This is a genomic window from Salinimicrobium maris, assembly GCF_049680855.1.
Classification (GTDB): Bacteria; Bacteroidota; Bacteroidia; order Flavobacteriales; family Flavobacteriaceae; genus Salinimicrobium.
The window spans coordinates 484,588-502,820 of record NZ_JBMPGS010000002.1 but is presented as its reverse complement, the minus strand read 5'-3'; the positions used below and the strand labels follow the sequence as shown (position 1 = coordinate 502,820).

The 18,233-nt window shown below is 38.4% G+C and carries 20 protein-coding genes; 16 read left to right on the top strand and 4 right to left on the bottom strand.

Translation table 11 applies throughout. The features are described 5' to 3' along the window. The first annotated feature begins 192 nt into the window (after positions 1 to 192). The 5 genes from ACOV1Q_RS07755 (at position 193) to ACOV1Q_RS07735 (ending at position 4,055) form a co-directional block, all read left to right on the top strand. On the top strand, positions 193 to 870 hold the full coding sequence (locus tag ACOV1Q_RS07755) for a zinc ribbon domain-containing protein (RefSeq protein ID WP_424493826.1): 678 nt from the start codon (positions 193 to 195) through the stop codon (positions 868 to 870). Positions 871 to 1,071: 201 nt separating this feature from the next. After that, positions 1,072 to 1,626: an azurin gene (azu, locus tag ACOV1Q_RS07750; protein ID WP_424493825.1), complete on the top strand. Its 555-nt coding sequence runs from the start codon at positions 1,072 to 1,074 to the stop codon at positions 1,624 to 1,626. 198 nt (positions 1,627 to 1,824) lie between these two features. Continuing rightward, entirely contained in the window at positions 1,825 to 2,745 is a 921-nt protein-coding gene (locus tag ACOV1Q_RS07745) for a 1-phosphofructokinase family hexose kinase (RefSeq protein ID WP_424493824.1), read from the top strand. Between the two features lie 25 nt (positions 2,746 to 2,770). After that, the gene (otsB, locus tag ACOV1Q_RS07740) at positions 2,771 to 3,580 is read left to right on the top strand and encodes a trehalose-phosphatase (RefSeq protein WP_424493823.1); all 810 of its coding nucleotides are present in this window, start codon (positions 2,771 to 2,773) and stop codon (positions 3,578 to 3,580) included. Positions 3,581 to 3,836: 256 nt separating this feature from the next. Continuing rightward, positions 3,837 to 4,055, top strand: a complete 219-nt coding sequence (locus tag ACOV1Q_RS07735) for a hypothetical protein (RefSeq protein WP_424493822.1) — start codon at positions 3,837 to 3,839, stop codon at positions 4,053 to 4,055. Between the two features lie 360 nt (positions 4,056 to 4,415). Here ACOV1Q_RS07735 and ACOV1Q_RS07730 read toward each other — a convergent pair whose 3' ends face one another. Further along, positions 4,416 to 5,072, bottom strand: a complete 657-nt coding sequence (locus ACOV1Q_RS07730; protein WP_424493821.1) for a response regulator transcription factor — start codon at positions 5,070 to 5,072, stop codon at positions 4,416 to 4,418. Between the two features lie 460 nt (positions 5,073 to 5,532). Between ACOV1Q_RS07730 and ACOV1Q_RS07725 the strand changes: the two genes are divergently transcribed. The 3 genes from ACOV1Q_RS07725 (at position 5,533) to ACOV1Q_RS07715 (ending at position 8,222) form a co-directional block, all read left to right on the top strand. Beyond that, complete coding sequence (locus ACOV1Q_RS07725; RefSeq protein WP_424493819.1) at positions 5,533 to 6,090, top strand: hypothetical protein; 558 nt, start codon at positions 5,533 to 5,535, stop codon at positions 6,088 to 6,090. A gap of 260 nt (positions 6,091 to 6,350) precedes the next feature. Further along, positions 6,351 to 7,115: a LytR/AlgR family response regulator transcription factor gene (locus tag ACOV1Q_RS07720; protein ID WP_424493818.1), complete on the top strand. Its 765-nt coding sequence runs from the start codon at positions 6,351 to 6,353 to the stop codon at positions 7,113 to 7,115. A 3-nt stretch (positions 7,116 to 7,118) separates the two neighbouring features. Continuing rightward, entirely contained in the window at positions 7,119 to 8,222 is a 1,104-nt protein-coding gene (locus ACOV1Q_RS07715; protein ID WP_424493817.1) for a sensor histidine kinase, read from the top strand. A gap of 141 nt (positions 8,223 to 8,363) precedes the next feature. On the opposite strand, the gene ACOV1Q_RS07710 is transcribed toward ACOV1Q_RS07715, so the two are convergent. Together ACOV1Q_RS07710 and ACOV1Q_RS07705 are read right to left on the bottom strand one after the other, a co-directional pair. Then, positions 8,364 to 8,903: a hypothetical protein gene (locus tag ACOV1Q_RS07710; protein ID WP_424493816.1), complete on the bottom strand. Its 540-nt coding sequence runs from the start codon at positions 8,901 to 8,903 to the stop codon at positions 8,364 to 8,366. 38 nt (positions 8,904 to 8,941) lie between these two features. Then, complete coding sequence (locus tag ACOV1Q_RS07705) at positions 8,942 to 10,084, bottom strand: zinc-dependent alcohol dehydrogenase (RefSeq protein WP_424493815.1); 1,143 nt, start codon at positions 10,082 to 10,084, stop codon at positions 8,942 to 8,944. A 248-nt stretch (positions 10,085 to 10,332) separates the two neighbouring features. On the opposite strand from ACOV1Q_RS07705, the gene ACOV1Q_RS07700 reads away from it, so the two are divergent. The 3 genes from ACOV1Q_RS07700 (at position 10,333) to ACOV1Q_RS07690 (ending at position 13,043) form a co-directional block, all read left to right on the top strand. After that, positions 10,333 to 11,490 (top strand): MFS transporter, encoded by a 1,158-nt coding sequence (locus ACOV1Q_RS07700; protein WP_424493814.1) that lies wholly within the window; start codon positions 10,333 to 10,335, stop codon positions 11,488 to 11,490. Positions 11,491 to 11,608: 118 nt separating this feature from the next. Further along, entirely contained in the window at positions 11,609 to 12,412 is an 804-nt protein-coding gene (locus ACOV1Q_RS07695; protein WP_424493813.1) for an SDR family NAD(P)-dependent oxidoreductase, read from the top strand. A gap of 184 nt (positions 12,413 to 12,596) precedes the next feature. Then, entirely contained in the window at positions 12,597 to 13,043 is a 447-nt protein-coding gene (locus tag ACOV1Q_RS07690) for a VOC family protein (protein ID WP_424493812.1), read from the top strand. Positions 13,044 to 13,135: 92 nt separating this feature from the next. Here ACOV1Q_RS07690 and ACOV1Q_RS07685 read toward each other — a convergent pair whose 3' ends face one another. Next, the gene (locus ACOV1Q_RS07685) at positions 13,136 to 13,279 is read right to left on the bottom strand and encodes a hypothetical protein (RefSeq protein ID WP_424493811.1); all 144 of its coding nucleotides are present in this window, start codon (positions 13,277 to 13,279) and stop codon (positions 13,136 to 13,138) included. A 275-nt stretch (positions 13,280 to 13,554) separates the two neighbouring features. On the opposite strand from ACOV1Q_RS07685, the gene ACOV1Q_RS07680 reads away from it, so the two are divergent. The 5 genes from ACOV1Q_RS07680 (at position 13,555) to ACOV1Q_RS07660 (ending at position 18,191) form a co-directional block, all read left to right on the top strand. Beyond that, positions 13,555 to 14,919 carry an MATE family efflux transporter gene (locus tag ACOV1Q_RS07680; RefSeq protein WP_424493810.1) on the top strand — a complete coding sequence of 455 codons (1,365 nt, stop codon included), beginning with the start codon at positions 13,555 to 13,557 and terminating at the stop codon, positions 14,917 to 14,919. Between the two features lie 119 nt (positions 14,920 to 15,038). Further along, positions 15,039 to 15,326: a hypothetical protein gene (locus ACOV1Q_RS07675; RefSeq protein ID WP_424493809.1), complete on the top strand. Its 288-nt coding sequence runs from the start codon at positions 15,039 to 15,041 to the stop codon at positions 15,324 to 15,326. 231 nt (positions 15,327 to 15,557) lie between these two features. Continuing rightward, positions 15,558 to 15,776, top strand: a complete 219-nt coding sequence (locus tag ACOV1Q_RS07670) for a hypothetical protein (RefSeq protein WP_424493808.1) — start codon at positions 15,558 to 15,560, stop codon at positions 15,774 to 15,776. A 115-nt stretch (positions 15,777 to 15,891) separates the two neighbouring features. Continuing rightward, on the top strand, positions 15,892 to 16,758 hold the full coding sequence (locus ACOV1Q_RS07665; RefSeq protein ID WP_424493807.1) for an SDR family oxidoreductase: 867 nt from the start codon (positions 15,892 to 15,894) through the stop codon (positions 16,756 to 16,758). Then, a complete protein-coding gene (locus tag ACOV1Q_RS07660) occupies positions 16,758 to 18,191 on the top strand; it encodes a phytoene desaturase family protein (protein ID WP_424493806.1) in 1,434 nt (477 codons plus the stop codon). The genes ACOV1Q_RS07665 and ACOV1Q_RS07660 overlap by 1 nt, the downstream gene beginning before the upstream one ends. Positions 18,192 to 18,233 lie beyond the last annotated feature (42 nt).

The following is an 18,233-nucleotide window of genomic DNA, read 5'->3' as shown; positions in this document are numbered from 1 at the left end:
AACTATGATATAAATCATGTTTATTTTTTAATTTTCCGTAAACAATAAAAAAATCATGCAGCATGTGAATTCTCCCGAATAAGCTGTAAATTTATGATGCTTAGATATTTATGTTATTTGGAAACACGATTTTTATCATGTTAAATTGGAGGGTAAAGAATAAATCTATTGTTCAACAAAAAGCTACTCAAAATGATCGATTCTATACAAGCACGGGCGGCAAGAGACTTATATGAAAACCTGGGAAAACTCTTTTATGCTGTTGCCGCGGCCGATAAGGTAATTAGTAAGCAGGAAGTACAGGTTCTAAATGAAATTGTAGAAAAGGACTGGCTTCCGGTGGAAGATTCCAGGGATGAATATGGAACTGACCTCAGTTTTCAAATTGAAGTGATTTTTGATTGGTATCAGGAGAATAACCTTTCAGCAGAAATGGCTTATGAGCGCTTTGAAACCTTCAAAAAAAGTCATGAATGGCTTTTTGATGAAGATCTCAATGATCTTATTTGGAAAACGGTGAACAAAATTGCCCTGGCATTCCCCGGGAAGAACAGAAGTGAAGTTTTAATGCTTATAAGACTTAAATCCCTCTTACACATTCACCACATGGTGTCACAGGTTTGTCAAAGTTGTGGTCAACCCCTGCAGGAGGAAAACATGGGGACTAACAGAAATCTCAGCCCCAACGAAGATTATTGCATGGCATGTTTTAAAAATGGGGAATTTCTTGATCATTCTCTCACCTTACATAAACTCACCAAATTACTACAGGAAAGAGCCGAAAAGCATAATGAGATATCCTTTGAGGAATCAGAAAGGCTCAAAAAGGTGCTGCCAACTTTGAAAAGATGGCGGTTAAGCAGTATCTAAATAGTTTAACTTTATTCTTTGCAGAGAAAAGTAGAATCAAAAAATCATAGCTCGGAAGGAAAATCAGTCATACTTTTTTCTTAAAAGAAAGGTTTTGCCCACGAGGAAATCTGTAGGATTTCCTCTATATTTGGACGACAGAAGCCAATGGCAATAAAGCCTTGAAATCCTAATCTATAATAAATTTTTAAACACTTAAAAATGAAAAAATTAAATCGCGTTTTAGCCATTTTTGGAGTTTTTGCAATGATGAGTTGCGGTAACGGACAAAAAGAGGAAGAAGAAAAAATAACAATTGGAAATAGCAATCAAACCGAAAGCGCTGTTGAGGAAACTACCAATGATGCTTCATCATCAACAATGCAGTCTAATGAAGAAGGTGTTGTGCAATTAACGATTGAAGGGAATGACCAAATGCAATTCAATAAGAATGAATTACGAGCCAAGGCTGGTGAAACAGTGAGCCTTACTTTAAAGCATGTAGGACAGTTGCCTAAGAACGTGATGGGGCATAATGTGGTAATCCTAAAACAGGGAACAGATGTGACCGACTTTGCTCAAAGAGCGAACCAGGCCGCATCGAATGATTATATTCCTGAAGGCGGTGATGACGTCGTTGCTCATACAAAAATGATTGGAGGAGAAGAAAGCACTACAATAGAGTTTGAAGCTCCAACAGAGCCTGGAACTTACACATTTATCTGTAGTTTTCCAGGACATTACGTTCAAATGCAAGGGCAGTTTATTGTAGAATAACAACTTGCAGGTAAAAAAACAAAGATCCCGGGCTTGCCCGGGATCTTTGTTTTTCCAGTAGTTGCACACTACATGAATCTTGAGAATTTGCTTTGAGCAACAAGGTTTTTTCGGTTTTGAGATTTAATTAGGAAATTTTTAGGATAGTTTTCTTAATTTCAGCTGAAACCTGAAGCGTTTTGTTGAAAAATATGAATTATGATTTTAACCCTTACCGTTAATCCTGCCTTGGATGTTTATACTACTGTCGCTCACATTAAATCCAGTGATAAGTTGAGGTGTGAAATGCCAACAAAAGATCCTGGCGGTGGCGGTGTTAATGTTTCAAGGGTCATTAAAAGGCTGGGAGGCGATTCTACTGCCATTTACACTAAAGGAGGATATACCGGTGAAATTTTTCACGAACTTCTTCAAAAGGAAGGCGTGATTCAGGATTCCGTTAAGGTGAAAAACGACCTTCGGCAAAATTTTGCAGTTACTGAAACTTCTACGGGAGAACTTTTTCGCTTCGGAATGACTGGAGCAGCGCTAGACGAAACGGAATATGAAGATATTTTAAAGAAAATTGACCTGTATTCTCAAGCATCTTTTCTAGTCGCCAGCGGAAGTTTGCCTGCGGGCGCACCAGACAATTTTTATGCTGAGGTGTCAAAAAGGGCAAAAAAGCACAATATTAAATTCATTCTCGACACTTCGGGTACAGCATTCTCGGCAGCACTTGAAGAAGGCGCCTTCCTCATGAAACCAAACATGAGAGAGCTGCAGGATCTAACAACTTACACCCCTGAAAATGAAGAAGAACAAAAGAAAATGCTCCTGGAAGTAAAGCGCACGTATAATATTGAAGTGCTTGTGGTGTCTTTAGGCGCCAAAGGAGCTTTTTTAGTAAATAATTCTACTTTTCAACACTTTCCTGCACCTCAGGTAGAACATGTAAGTTCTATAGGAGCAGGAGATAGCATGGTGGCGGGCATTACTTATAGTCTTGCTCAAGGAAACTCTGTTGAAAATGCCATTTTATACGGATTAGCATGCGGAAGTGCAACCATAAAATCACCTGGTACTGAGCTATTGCAAAAAAAGGATGTGGAAGCACTTTTTTCGAGGCTCAAGAAGTAGAACCAGAAAATTAATTCGGAAAGGTATGACGAAAAATAAATTAGAAAAACAACCAACAGATTTACCTTCTGCTTTGGAAAATTTTCAGAAGATTACAGCTCGCTTTGGGAGTGAAGATACGCTGCTGTTCCTGGATTTTGACGGTACGCTGGCTCCCATCGTAGAACATCACGATGACGCAGCAATTTCGGAAGAGATGCGCGGGCTCGTTCAGGAGTTGTCGAAGAGATTTCCACTGGCGGTGGTAAGCGGGCGCGGCCTGGCAGATGTTCGAAAAAGGGTGAATTTGCCAGATCTTTTTTATGCCGGCAGCCACGGATTTGAAATTTCGGGTCCCAATGGTTTCGCCAAAGATCATGAAGAAGCGGTAAAAGTAATTCCCGTATTTGATGAAATTGAACCTCTTCTGAAGCGAAAGCTAAAAGAAATAGCGGGGACAGATTTTGAGCGGAAGAAATTTACAATGGCCATTCATTACCGGCAGGTAAAACAGGAAGAGCAAGAAAAGGTACATAATATCGTTTCAGCTGTGCTGAACGATTATTCGGAAGTTACAAAAGCAGATGGGAAAAAAGTGATCGAAATAAGGCCTGCGATAGATTGGCACAAAGGCAGGGCTGTGGAGTTCCTGAAAACTGTGCTTAGCAAAAAAGAAAATCAGCTGTCGGTTTATGTAGGGGATGATGTTACAGACGAAGATGCCTTTGAATATGTTAAAAATGGAATTGGTATTCTTGTAGGAGAACATGGTCGACAAACCTATGCCGATTATCGTGTGGAAGACCTGAAGGAGGTAAAGCTTTTCTTCCAGAAATTGCTGCAGTACAAATCATGACAAAAGTATGGCGATAACAGTTAAGCCAGACAGATGGAAACATACCGACATAAGAGGGAAAAAAGATGAAGTTCCCGGGTTCCGGAAGAAAAAATATGTTCAGATGTTTTTTTTTATAGAAATCTATCGTTCTTAGGAAGGGTAATGTATTTATATTGAGGTGTTTAACTTCTATTAAAATATTTTTGACCTTCTAATAAATGAAACGCAATATCTATTACATTTGGCGCATCAAAAACAATAAATTGATCTTTAAATGAAAAAATCATTTTTGACTTTTGCAGTAATCGCATTAGTTTTAAGTTTTACCTCTTGCAAAGAAACTCCGGCTGAAACAACTGAAGAAGTAGAAGTTATTGAGCAAATTGAAGTAGAAAAAATTCAACCTGAAGAAACTCCTGTAATAGAAGTAGATTCACTTTCAACTCAGGAACAGCCAGTAGAAGATGCAGTAAGCCAGAATCCTGCAATCTAATACAAGACATTTTAATTATATTTTCAGCCCGGCCTATAAGCCGGGTTTTTTTATTGAAAAGAATCAATTAATCTCCCTTCTGTTTCTGAAATTTAAATACTTTTTAGAGTTGAAAACGTGGAGGAAAGCTCCTATCTGGTAATTTCGGAAAATAAAAATTGTTCTGTAAAGGCCTTTTTTGGAAGTAGAAACGAAAAATCACTAAAAGTAGGTATTGTCTGTCTTTTTATCTTCTTTTATATTTATACCTGTAAAGTTGATCAAATTATTTTTTTGGTTCTAAGGAACTGAAAATATTAACTAATATGATCAATGGCACTTAAAAAATCGGGGAAGTAGGGGGCCCCGATTTTTTTATGCCTATATGAGATCATAAGCATGTGCATATACAGTGAATTCATAGGTAGTAGATATTTCCAATTTTTGCTTAATAATTTTCCGATGTGTGTTTACAGTATCTACAGAGATGTATAATTCTTCAGCAATTTCGGCCGAACTTTTTCCTATAGCAACTAATTTTAGCACCTGTTTCGCCCTCTTGCCAAGGGAGAGAAATTTTTGATAATTTTTCCTGTAAAACTCATTTTCTGCAAGAAAACGCTGCGCTTTATTGGGAATGTGTTTCATTTGGTCCACAGGAAAAGCAACCGTAATGATGTGTGTAGGATTTCCCTTACTATCAACGTGAAAAATTCTACTGGAGGCAATGTGCCACACCCAATCTTCTTTTTCTTTTAGTTTTACCTGGTGGAAAAAAGTGAAAGTCTCTTCAGGATCGTTGTCTTCCAGTAATTTCCTAATTTTCTGGATGTAATCTTCCATGTCTTTATTATTGAAAAACTTGGAATGGTATTCACTTCCCATATTTTTTAGTTCGCTAAAGCTTAAACCTAACCCCTTAAGGCCTTTGGAAGACATGTAAACAGTTTGTAAATCGGGCAATTCATGAACGACGATCGCGCCAGGCATCATATCTGCAAAAGGTGCGAAAGATGTGAGCTTTTCTTCTATGGTCATTGCCTACATTTTTATTTCCTGAATGATAAAAAGGAGGCCAAGCGTAAAAAGATTAGAGGATTTTTGTAAAGGAGCAGCCTGAGAGGTATTCCTGAGACATCCTTTTCTACTAAATTACGAAAAGCGTCGATAAAATTAACTGGCTTTAAGAAAATTATAAAAAATTCAATCAGTTTTATGCAGCAATTTCGATTCTTAGAAAATTTACATAAAGAGAAACGGCAGATGACCATTAAAGAGAGTTGAATTGTATAAAATTTGCTATGTATGGATTATTTAGGATACACCAAGAGTTAAGAGCGTCTTAATATGTTTTACATCAAATATTTATTGAATCAATACCATCTTTCCTCCTAATCAAATCATTCTACGCCGCAATCAAGATGACGTGAGTTACTTTAGTGTTAGAAATTTATATCACTCAAAAAACGAAGTAACAATCATTTAAAAATTTATCATTATGAGAACTCTTGGAATTTTATTAGTGCTGATGTTTTGGTCTGCAGTCGCCAACGCACAGCGAGTTACAGTACTAGACGAGGCAAAAATTGGCTTTGCACCAATATCTTCAGAAGTTACCGAAGATGGCGACAGGTTTACATTTGTTGTAAATGAATCTTACCACAGAGAATTTGAACTGAATCCTCTGGCATTTATGGATGAATATTTCAGCATCGAAAATTTTATGAACAAAGTAGCCTATAAGAAATACGATTCCTACGAAGTTAGCTTTAACAGTAGTAAAGGATCTTTACGTGCCTTTTTTGATAAAGAAGGAAATTTACAAAAAACTAAACAGCGCTTTGTAAATATCCTGCTGCCTGCAGAACTTCGCCACCAGTTGTACCGTGATCATAAAGGCTGGGAAATGGTTAAAAATGTATATGTTGCCAAGGGAGAAGGCGCGACAATAACTAAAAGTCTTTATAAAGTGAAGCTAGAAAGAGATGGGGACAAAAAGAGAATTAAATTCAAATTTAATCCTCACGCCAGTAACACCGGAGTAGCCAGCAATTAGAATGTTTGAATAAAATGCCATTTTTAAGACCATCGGGTTCTCTATCCCTGATGGTTTTGTCATGCTCCATGATTTCTAATTAGGAAATAGGTGGTGGTGCTCAAGAAGTAGAATCGTAAACAATTCTGGAATTCTCATTTATTAAAAAATTATGTCAAACATGAAATGCATGATAAAAGGAGGTGAATCATTCTATTAAAATTATAAATCGTTAAAAATAACCTAATTATTTGTAAATTAGTTTAGAAGAATTAAGAGGAATGAAAGCTATCATTGTTGACGACGAAGAGCTGGCACGTAAACGTATTTTGAACCTCCTCGAAGAGGTTGCAGAAATTGAAGTGGTAGGAGAGTGTACCAATGGGAAAACAGCGATTGAGAAAATCAATAGGCTGGCGCCGCAACTCGTTTTTCTGGATATCAACATGAAAGATATGAATGGCTTTGAAGTTCTGCAAAATATTAAACTGGAACAAAAGCCAATCGTAGTGCTTGTTACAGCATACGACGGTTATGCCACAAAAGCATTTGATGTTGATGCCTTTGATTTCCTGCTGAAGCCTTTTAAAGATCAGCGATTTCATAAAGCAATTTCGAAGGTTTTAAAAATCTCCCGGTCTGAAGCCGATAACCAGTTTGAAAAAAGAATCAGTGATTTATTTTTGATGTACTCGCAGGAAAAAAAGAAAGCGGCACCTGTGGCGAGAATTCCGGTAAAGCAGGGTAACAAAACTATACTTCTAAATCCTTCTAATATTCTGTACATACTGGCCTCTGGTTATTATGCTGAAATTTTTTCAGAAAAAAACAAATATGTATTGAGGGAATCTCTCAGTAACCTGGAGGGAATACTGGACGATGCCTTTTTTTGTAGAATTCACAGGTCAACTATTATAAATATTAATCATTTGAAGGAGATTGTCCATTCTGAGTATTCCGAAGTGGATGCAAAAATGTCTGATGGTAAACTCCTTCATATAAGTAAGTCCAACAAGAAAGAATTCCTGGAAAAAATAGGAATGTAATAGATGGCAGCTTCAGCTATTAAGAACTACATTGACACTAAGCTAATTTTGCTACTGGGTGGCTTTTACGCTTTGTTTGATGTGGTTTATATTGTCAAATTTGGATATATGCGTACTTACTACGTCCAAGAGACTTTTGAACCCTGGTATGATTTTCTTGTGTTTAATGTGCTCATAGACTGGTTTACTGTGGTAACCTATATGTCTTTGATTGCAGTTAGTACCAAGAGATTTCTTTATAAAAACTACTCCTGGGTCAAAATCATTTGCATACATACTATATTCTCCATTTTAATTGGTTTAATCATTCGGCTCATTTTCGATTTTATAGGAATCATAACGGAACGTATTTCCTGGTCGGAGTATGAAATAAGCTATAGTCTTCACAGGTTTATGGCTGTGATAGATTTGAATTTTCTCATCTATTTCGCAATGGTGTTTATCATTTACACTTATTATTATGTGAAGCAGGTAAAGGAAGCCGAAAGCCAACGCCGCATATTGGAAACTCAATTGGTAAACACCCGTATGAAAATGCTTTCCTCTCAATTACAACCGCATTTTCTATTCAACACGCTCAACAGTATCGCGGTACTGGCAGATCTTGATGCTTCAAAAGCAAAAGATACAATTGCGGATCTCAGTGATTTTTTGCGAGAAATTCTCTACAGTAGTGAAACCAATGAGATTACATTGGAGAAGGAATTGCAGACGCTTGATTATTATCTCAATATTCTCAACATCCGGTTTTCAGATCACTTGAAGATTACCCGAGATATAGATGAAGCTATTTTATCGACAAAAATTCCTGCTCTTTTGCTGCAGCCTTTAATTGAAAACTCCATTAAGCACGGCTATTCTTATGGGCACACAGATCTTGAAATTTATATTTCTGCCTATAGAGAGGGAAAATATATTGTCCTTAAGGTAGAAAATGATGGTGAGAAAATTACAGAAGAACACGCCGGACTTCTGAAGAAAGGCGTGGGATTAGCGAATTTAAATGACCGCTTAAAGAACCTTTATGGTAACCATTATTCTTTTGAAGTGCGAAACAGGCAAGGAGTGGAAGGTGTGGAAACCGTTATTAAACTTCCGAAGAGGTAGGCTTCTTTATTTTTTAGTAAAGAAAAAGAGGTTGTCTAAACATCCTGATTAGCATCATTTAAAATTTATTTTCTAAATGATTTTTACCAGATCATTTAAACAACCCTTGGAAAATAGTACTAAGGCTTTTTAAAAAATGGACTAACTTTCATCGGTTTCGCAATTATTACAACTGCGCGAAAGTAAGAAAGTCGCAATACCTGCTGTAATTCCTACCACAGCAGCTGTTTTAATAAGAAAATTTTTGCGATTGTATTTCCATTCTGCCGTCCAGCCATGTTCTACAAAGAAATTGGGAACATGCCCCTGTTTAATGTCTTCAATAATTCCTTCATACTCGGCAACTCTGTCGGCCAGAATAAGCGGTATCCATCGCCCGTAACTATTCTCGCTATATTTAAAAGCACCCCGGCGAATCATTCCACTTAATCCCTTTGGAGGTTGTGATGTCCCAAAAACAGCTGTAATATTTGGCCTTTCTACAGATTTAAGAACTTCTATTTTCACCTCCTGTTGTGCAGGCCTTTCCCAGGTGTACCCTTCAGTTTCTTCATCAGTTCTTTTTTTCATGGGGTAAGTAGGATCATTTTTTGGATCGGCATCGATCCCCCATCCTTTTATATGGCTATGATCACCGCCTTTTTTATATCGAAAATTGGCGGGATTGGTTTCGTCTGTCATAATTATAATTTTATTGATTCAACAATGTGTCCTTGGATTTAAGCTGAAGGTGGTATTAAGACCGGCTTGATACAATTATCCAGCTTGGTGGACATTAAGTGATAACCTTCTGCAACTTCTTCCAGCGGGATACGGTGCGTAATGAGAGCCTTGGGATCAATCACGCCGTTCTTAATGTGCTCTATAACTTTTGGCCACTGCTTTTTAACCGAAGCCTGGTTAGCCCGAATCGTAATACCTTTGTTCACCACATTTCCAATGGGTACTAAAGCACCTATTGGTCCATATACTCCAACAATAGAAACGATTCCTCCTTTTTTTACCGAATTGATGGCCCATTGAAGGGCAGTAGTAGATCCTCCCTGCATGAGCATTTTTCTACCTAGTAGAGTGTTCATAGGTGAGCCGGCAGCTTCGGCTCCTACGGCATCAATACATACATCGGCGCCAAGTGAATCGGTGATTTTTTTGATGAAAACAACGGGGTCCTCCAAGGATTTGAAGTTGTAGACTTCGCATTGCGCATATTTTTTCACGAATTCCAGCCTGTAATCAAGTTGATCAATTACAATAACCCGTCCTGCTCCAAAAAGCCAGGAACATTTGGCAGCCATGATACCAATAGGACCGGCTCCAAAGACCACTACTGTATCGCCTTCCTGAATTCCGCCCATTTCTGCAGCCTGGTAGCCCGTGGGCACCACGTCTGTAAGTAATACCGCGTCATCGGAATCCATCCAGTCGGGAATGATGGTGGGACCAACATCGGCATAGGGTACACGCACGTACTCTGCCTGTCCTCCATTATATCCTCCGGCGGTATGGGAATATCCAAAGATTCCGCCTACAGCGGTAGCTTGGGGATTGGCTTCATGGCAGTTACCATACAATTCCTGCTTACAAAAAGCACATTTTCCACAGGCGATATTAAAAGGGACCATTACTTTATCTCCAACTTTTACATTTTCGACAGATGATCCTACTTCTACAATTTCACCTATGAATTCATGACCAAAGGTAGACCCTACACGAGTATCAGGTACCAATCCATGATACAAATGTAGATCAGATCCACAAATACAAGACCGCAATACCCGTACGATAGCGTCTTCAGGATGTTCAATTTCAGGATAAGGTGTGTCATAATCGGCGCGAACCCGAAAAGGTCCTCGAAAGTTCATTGCTAACATAATTTTTCTCCTTTCATTTTAAGATTTGCAATTTTCATTTTCATTTAATTTTATAATATTGATTTTCTGAAGGTTGTCCCTTAAAATTAAGGAATGCACCAGCCGAAGAAAAGTTTTTAACGCAACTTTAATCCCCGACAAGTTCAGAAATCTCCACTTTGAAAGCCTGTGAAAAACATATTGGAAAGTTTTAACCTTAGAAAAATTGCTGTGATATTTGCAGCTTCTCAATTGAGCATATGGAACAAAAGTCAAAACAACGGATTGCCCTGAGCCTTTACTTTTTTTTAGCTGGTTTCTTCTTTTCTACCTGGGCGTCAAGAATTCCAACTTTAAAAGCCATTTTTGATCTCAATGAAGCACAATTAGGCAATTTGCTTTTGGCGATGCCGGTAAGCTCTCTTATAGGTTTGCCTATTTCAGGCTGGCTCGTCTCCAGGTTTGACAGTCGTTTCCCTTTGCTTATCTCCTTTGTTTTATTCTCTGCAGGATTGGTGCTAATTGGGTTTTCCGAAAGTATCTTGGTGTTAGTCGGGGCTATCAGTTTATTCTCCTTCTGCATGAGGATTCTGAATATTTCAATGAACACCCAGTCACTTACGCTCCAAAAATCATTTCCCATGAAAATTATTGGTTCCTTTCATGGTATATGGAGTACAGGTGGCTTGGCAGGCGTTGGTTTTTCTACATTTATGATTAAAATGAATATTGCCATTGAACAGCACTTGCTGTGGGTTGCTTTAATTGGAATGATTGCTGCCATTTTCGGCTATAGATTTCTTCTCACAAAAGACCGTGCTGCAGAAGGAAATAAATTAAAACTGGGAAAACCTGATAAATTTATTCTTTACCTTGGCATGCTTGTCTTTTTTGCCGCAGTTTGTGAAGGAGGTATGTTTGACTGGAGCGGGGTTTATTTTCGGGATGTCGTAAATCAGGAAATTTTTACCCTGGGCTATTTGATCTTTATGACTTTTATGGCCCTTTCCCGTTTTTTCTCAGATCGTCTAATAGACAAAATAGGAATGGAAAGAACCTATATCTTAAGCGCTTCATTTGTTTCTGCAGGAATATTGTTAATGATCATTTTCCCCTATTTTTGGCCGGCAATTACAGGTTTTAGCCTGGTAGGAATGGGAGTGGCAGCAATTATCCCCATGACATTTAGCCTGGCGGGAACTTCAAACAAATATTCGGCAGGAATGGCCATTTCCATAATCGCCACTTATGGAATCGTTGGAATGCTTTTGGGGCCACCATTAATAGGATATCTGGCACATCTTTTCAACCTTCGGGTTTCTTTTATTTTGTTTTTAGCTTCAGGATTGATGTGGATTCCAGTTTCACAGATGTTTTTCAGCTACAAAAAACGCACACAGGAAGGAATATCTTCGTAATCTTTAGAAGAAAATTATAAATGTATATCCAAAAAGGGCATTTTTAAGACTTTTTTAAACCACCTGTAAACCTGATATGTCTATCTTATTGGAGTACAACAAATAGAAAGTTATGAAAATGGAAAACAATCAGACGGTACTACTTACAGGAATTACGAGTGGAATTGGAAAACAACTTGCGATCCAATTTGCCTCAAATGGCTATAATCTTATTGGGGTTGCTAGAAATGAGGAAAAGCTGAAAGAAATCGCTGCGGAATTTGAGAAAAAATATAGCATCGATGTAAAATATATTGTGAAAGATCTTGCACAGGATGGTGCTGCCCAGGAAATTTATGAGGAGGTTAAAACGTGGAAGTATCCGGTAAATATCTTGGTTAACGATGCCGGAGTAGGGCAGCGGGGAAATTTTACAGATATTCCGCCAGAGAAGTATTCAGAATTGATCCATCTTAATGTGATGTCACTTACACATCTCACCCGGCTTTTCCTTCGGGATATGGTAGACAGAAATGAAGGTAGGGTGCTAAACCTGGGATCCATCGCCGGATTTCAACCCGGCCCATTAATGGCTGTTTATCACGCCACAAAGGCTTTTGTAGTATCCCTTTCAGAAGCCCTGGCAACAGAGCTTGAAGATATGGAAAGCGCCGTCACTGTAACCTGTCTTTGTCCGGGTCCAACAGATACAGATTTCTTCTCCCGCGCAGATATGGAAAACACAAACGTGGTGCATCATAAAGATAAATTAATGGCCCCACCAGAGGAAGTTGCCGAAGGTGCTTATAAAGCACTGATGGATGGCGAACGAATTTACATTCCCGGAGCTGCAAATAAAGTCACCACTTTTGTGCGACGGGTTATGCCTAAAAGTACCCAAAGTAAAATTCAAAAGAAGTTTTATGAAAAATATGAAGAGTAGGGGAAATGCCCTTTTTAGATCTTCTGAAAATGCTACCTTCCATACCTCTTTAATAAGTAAATGCCACAGAATTAGTTCTGTGGCATTTACTCTTATGATCCTATAAGTATCTAGAGCTTCAGGATCATCTTTGAAAACTTTGTATCTTGTTGTCATCTATTATTCAATTCTAAAACTACATTACATGATACGTACCTGTTTGCCTGTTATGGTTCTACTTTTTGCCCATGTCTCTTCCGCACAAAATGGTTTTAATTTTAATAAAGATCATGATGCTTTACAGGTAAAGGATCTTTCCATTTCTGCCGATTTCTACAAAAATATTCTGGGGCTGGAAGAGATTCCTAATGGCGGCCTGCCTAATCATATTCGTTGGTTCCCATTGAATGACAAAGTCCAGATTCATCTAATTGAAAGCGTGGAAGAAATTAAAAAACATAAAGGAGTTCACATGGCTTTAAATGTAGACGATTTGTCGGGACTAATGGACCACTTAAGAAAGCAAAACGTGCATTTTGAGAACTGGGAAGGTGAAGGAAATACCACCAATGACCGCCCAGACGGAGTGAAGCAAATCTACTTTCAGGATCCTGATGGATATTGGATAGAAGTAAATGATGGGAATTTGTAATATTAAAGAAAACATATGAATTCTTTACCCGATCATTTGTAGAAGAAATGCGGGCAGGGATAATTGCAGAATCATTTAATGTTTCAGGATGTTCATTGAATTATTTCCAAAAACAGTAAGACTATAGCCAGAATTGCCACACAAACAATAAAGGTCAAAACCAAGGCGATGATTACTTTTTGAAGGGTGGAAAATTCTGCAGTATAGTTGCTCCATAAGCTTATTAGTGCGTTCATGATTAAACTATTTTCCAGCAGTTGATGCTACGTGAATTTGATTTGTTAAAATAAAATTGTAGCGTTCGTTAATTTAAATAAAAAATATGTATCTGGCAATCAAATGATTGTAAAAAAGATGAGGAGATTATTTTATCGATTATAGACGAAACTCATCACTTCTGGAAGGAAGCATCCTACACAAAAGCAGGAACATTTTTCAATCTTGTTTTAGAAAAAATGAATTATTAGAATTTTAGGAAAATTCTTTCTGCTGAACCTTATTTTTACAGGATATGAAGAAACCCAATAAATATACCGAAGGAAAGATCTTTAATTCCTTGTTTAGTTTGGCGGTTCCTATCATCTTCGCAAATATATTACAAACTGCCTATCAGCTTATTGATACTTTCTGGTTGGGACGTTTGGGAGCAAATGCCGTGGCAGCAGTAAGTCTTAGTTTTCCGGTGTTGTTCCTGGTGCTTTCAGTAGGTTCTGGCCTTACTCTGGCAGGAACTGTAATGGTTTCCCAATATAAAGGAGCGGATAATCAAAAAATGGTGAATTTCAGCTCCTCTCAAACCATTTCCCTCATCTTTTTTATTTCAACCATGCTCGCCGGGATCAGCTATTTTGCAGCAGAACCTTTAATGAACATAATAGGGGCCGGTCCCGAAATCCTGCAAGAATCTATTGCTTATTTCAAGGTGTCATCCCTTGGTTTTGTCTTTCTCTTCATATTCTTTGCTTTTCAGTCGCTCATGCGCGGAATAGGCAATGTAATGCTGCCGGTATATATTGTGTTGGGGACGGTCCTTCTTAATCTGGTACTGGACCCATTATTTATTTACGGTTATGGCCCCATTCCAGGTTACGGAGTGGCAGGAGCAGCAGTAGCCAGCGTTTTTACACAGGGGATTTCTGCTGTTATAGGAGTAGCGATTCTGCTAAGGGGAAAGAGCGGAATAAAGATTGATTTTTCTTCAATGATGCCAGATTTTGATATTCTGAAAAGAATCGTAAAACTTGGTTTTCCTGCAAGTGTGGAACAATCTACCCGTGCCTTGGGAATGACGATGATGGTGATCCTGGTTACCAGTTTTGGAAGCGAAGTCGTTGCGGCTTATGGAATTGGAGCCAGGATATTAAGTTTTATCATCATTCCGGCGCTTGGTCTGGCAATTGCAACCACATCTTTGGTTGGGCAGAATATTGGAGCCATAAAAATAAAGCGGGCAGAGAAGGTGGCAAATTTGAGCAATAAAATCGCTTTTTTCGGACTTACGGGCATTGGAATTTACATGTTTCTACTGGCTGAACCTCTTACTGCATTCTTCATTCCCGAAGAGCCGGATGTTATTGAAGATGCTTCTCTTTTCATCAAGATCATGGCACCCAGTTTTGGACTCCTCGCAGTTCAGCAAGTGCTTAACGGAGTTTTCAATGGGGCCGGATTTACGAAAGCATCTATGCTTATTTCCATATTAAGTCTTTGGATTGTACGATTCCCTGTAGCTTATGTTCTATCCCATAAAACCTCTCTGGGTTATGAAGGAATCTGGTGGTCTTTTCCAATTTCCAATTTAATTGCTGCTGGGGCGGCTTTTAGTTATTATAAAATAGGTTACTGGAAAAAGCGACTTTACAGCGGAAGGCATTGATCCGCTCCCTTTTACTGATTTACATAGCCTTAACATAAAGCCGTCTTTGATGTTAAACCTCTTCGGTAATTGATAGAAATGGATGAAATTCAGCAGTGTTAACTTAAAAAAATACAGACATGGCCAATAAATCAGATTCAAAAACTACTACAGATCATAGTGAGATCAAGAAATGGGCAGAAGAAAGAAAGGGAATACCTTCAGTTGTCGAAAGTACTCAAAGCAACGGAGAAGGTGGAGGCTTGCTGCGTATCAATTTTCCGGGGTATGCTGAAGATAATCTAAAAGATATTTCATGGGAAGAATTTTTCAGGATATTTGATGAAAATGATCTGCAGTTTCTTTATCAGGAGGAAACTAAAGACGGTGGGGAAAGCAAGTTCTTCAAATTTATTGGTAAGGACTAATACAAATTAATAGATCATAAAAAAGAATGGGATTGAATTAATTTCAATTCCATTTTTTTTGACTTCAGAAATGATATACTTTTTATCATTTTGCGATTAATGTAAAGAGAGATGCAAATTCCTTTGAAGAATTGCATCATTCTCATTATAAATATCATAAAGGATATTTTTTGTATATTAAACTGGAAAATCAGATAGCTTTGGATTCTTCAAAGCCTTAAAAATTTTGTTATGGATGCAAAAACAATTTATGCGCTTCTAAAACCACATCTTGAAACCATGGAACCAAAGGAGAAAAAATCTCTTTCCAATCTTATTGTTGGCCTTCGGAAAAAGAGATCCATTAAGGAAAAGCGACGAAAGCTGTCCCTCACAAAGGCAAAGGAGAAAATAAGAAGCTTTCGAAAGAGGGAGATGGAACGAGAGCTTACAAAAAGTGCTGGTATTTAAAGATGCAGAGACTAAATTTTTGTTAATCCCTGTGTACAGAGAATTTATCTCCTGTTTTATTGCTTAAATTTCCAATACAATAGATGATCTTAATGGATGATCGAAAAATGCGAAAATGAAAGGAAAAGTTTTGGTTGCAGGAGCTTCAGGAGCTCTTGGTTTGGAAGTTTCTAAACTTTTAAAGGAAAGAAACATCCCAATGCGGGCACTGGTTCATTCTTCTGAAGGTGCCTCGAAAGTTTTACCATACACCTCTGATGTATGGCGAGCCGACGCCAGTGAGGGTACTTCTGAAATTAAAGATATCACCAAAGATATAAGTCTCGTAATTTCAACGATGGGACAAAGCGTAAGTCTTTTTTCCAGTCATGGCAATTCTTTTATGGAAATTGATTTCTTCGGGAATAATAATATCCTTGACGATGCGAAGAAAAATGGCGTACAACGATTTGTGTATGTTTCTATCAAGGGTGCCGATGAAGGAAAGGAATTCCGCATAGCTAAAGCTCATAAGAGGTTTGAAGATGCTTTACGCGCTTCAGGAATTGATTATACGATCATTAGGCCGGTAGGTTTTTTCTCCGGCTTAAATGATCTTGCTATTATGGCAAAAAGGAGTATCATTCCCATTGTGGGAAGTGGTGAAGCCAAAACAAACAGTATTCACCAAAAAGATTTAGCTAAATTTATATGTAACTATCTTGAGGATGGTCCCGAAATTATAGAAGTTGGTGGACCCTTAGTTCATACGCGCCTTGAAATGGCCGAAATGGTTCAGGAGAAAATAGGAGGACAAATTGTAAAAGTTCCTCAAAAATTAGCCGATTTCGGCATGTTCCTTCCCGAAATGCTTAATGACGATATTTCTTCTAAATTAAGTTATTTTAAATTTATCACCTCAAATGATATGATTGGAGAAAAAACCGGATCAATTACATTTAAAGAATATCTGGAGGATCTGGATCTAAATGATTTGCCCTAATGCCTGAAAAATACGATGCCATAATTATTGGAAGTGGAAGTAATGGAATTGCAGCTGCCATACGGCTGCAGGAAAAAGGATTAAAAACTGCTATTTATGAACAGGCTTCCACTCCCGGTGGTGCCACCCGTACAAATGAGCTAACTCTTCCGGGATTTAAACATGATGTAGGTTCGGCAATTTTGCCAATGGGGATAGCCTCTCCATTTTTTGGAAGTCTTCCGCTGCATGAACACGGGCTGGAATGGATTTATCCTGAAGTCGCATATGCTCATCCATTCAACGACGGTACTGCTTATGCCTGTTACCAGAATTTGTATGAAACTGCTGCCCAATTGGGAGAAGATGAAAAAGGCTACCTCAATATTTTTGAACCACTGGTAAAAAACTGGAATAAGCTGGATAAAGACCTTCTAGGGCCGCTCGGCATTCCTGCTCACCCTTTCATGTTTATGAAATTCGGATTAAAGGCTTTACCATCTGCAAAACTGCTGGTAAACCATTACTTCAAAAATGACAAATCTAAGACCTTTTTTTACGGTTCGGCGGCGCATTCTACTTTGCCTTTGACCAGTTTGGCATCTGCTTCTTTTGGCTTGGTATTGACCACAACAGCTCATAAATATGGATGGCCGTTCCCAAAAGGAGGTGCAGGTAAATTCACCGAAGCACTTTTAAGCTACTACAAATCTTTAGGCGGGGAATTATTTCTGAACACATTCGTAGAAAATGTGCAGGAACTTCCCAATGCCTATGCCTATTTGTTCGACCTCACTCCAAAACAGCTGTTGAATATAAAAGGAACGAATTTTAGTTCCCTTTATAGAAAACGAATGGAAACATATAATTACGGTGCCGGGGTTTTCAAAATAGATTGGGCCTTAAGTGAACCAATTCCCTTTACCAATGAAAAATGCAGAAAAGCCGGAACGGTTCATCTTGGATTCTCTTCGGAAGAAATAGAGGTCTCAGAAAAGGGAATTCACGAGAAGAATATTACAGATAAGCCTTACGTACTCGTGGCTCAACATTCTCCTTTTGACAATTCCCGTGCTCCTGAAGGAAAACATACGGCATGGGCTTATTGCCATGTACCCAACGGCAGTACAAAGGATTTCACAAAAGAAATTGAGAACCAGATTGAAAAAGCAGCTCCAGGATTTAAAGAAACCATTCTGGCTCGTTCTACCAAGAATACGCATCAGTTGCAACAGTTCAATCCTAACCTTGTGGGCGGGGATATAAACGGCGGAAGACAGGATATCACACAACTTTTTACCCGGCCTATAGCAAAGATAAACCCTTACAGTACGCCAGATCCGCGGGTCTACATTTGTTCCTCGTCAACTCCACCGGGTGGGGGAGTACATGGAATGTGTGGTTTCCACGCCGCAAATGCTGCGCTCAAAGATCATTTTAAAGAATTGCTTTAAAAGGAAACCGATTAAAAAGGATTCAAAAATGTCATTTTTGAA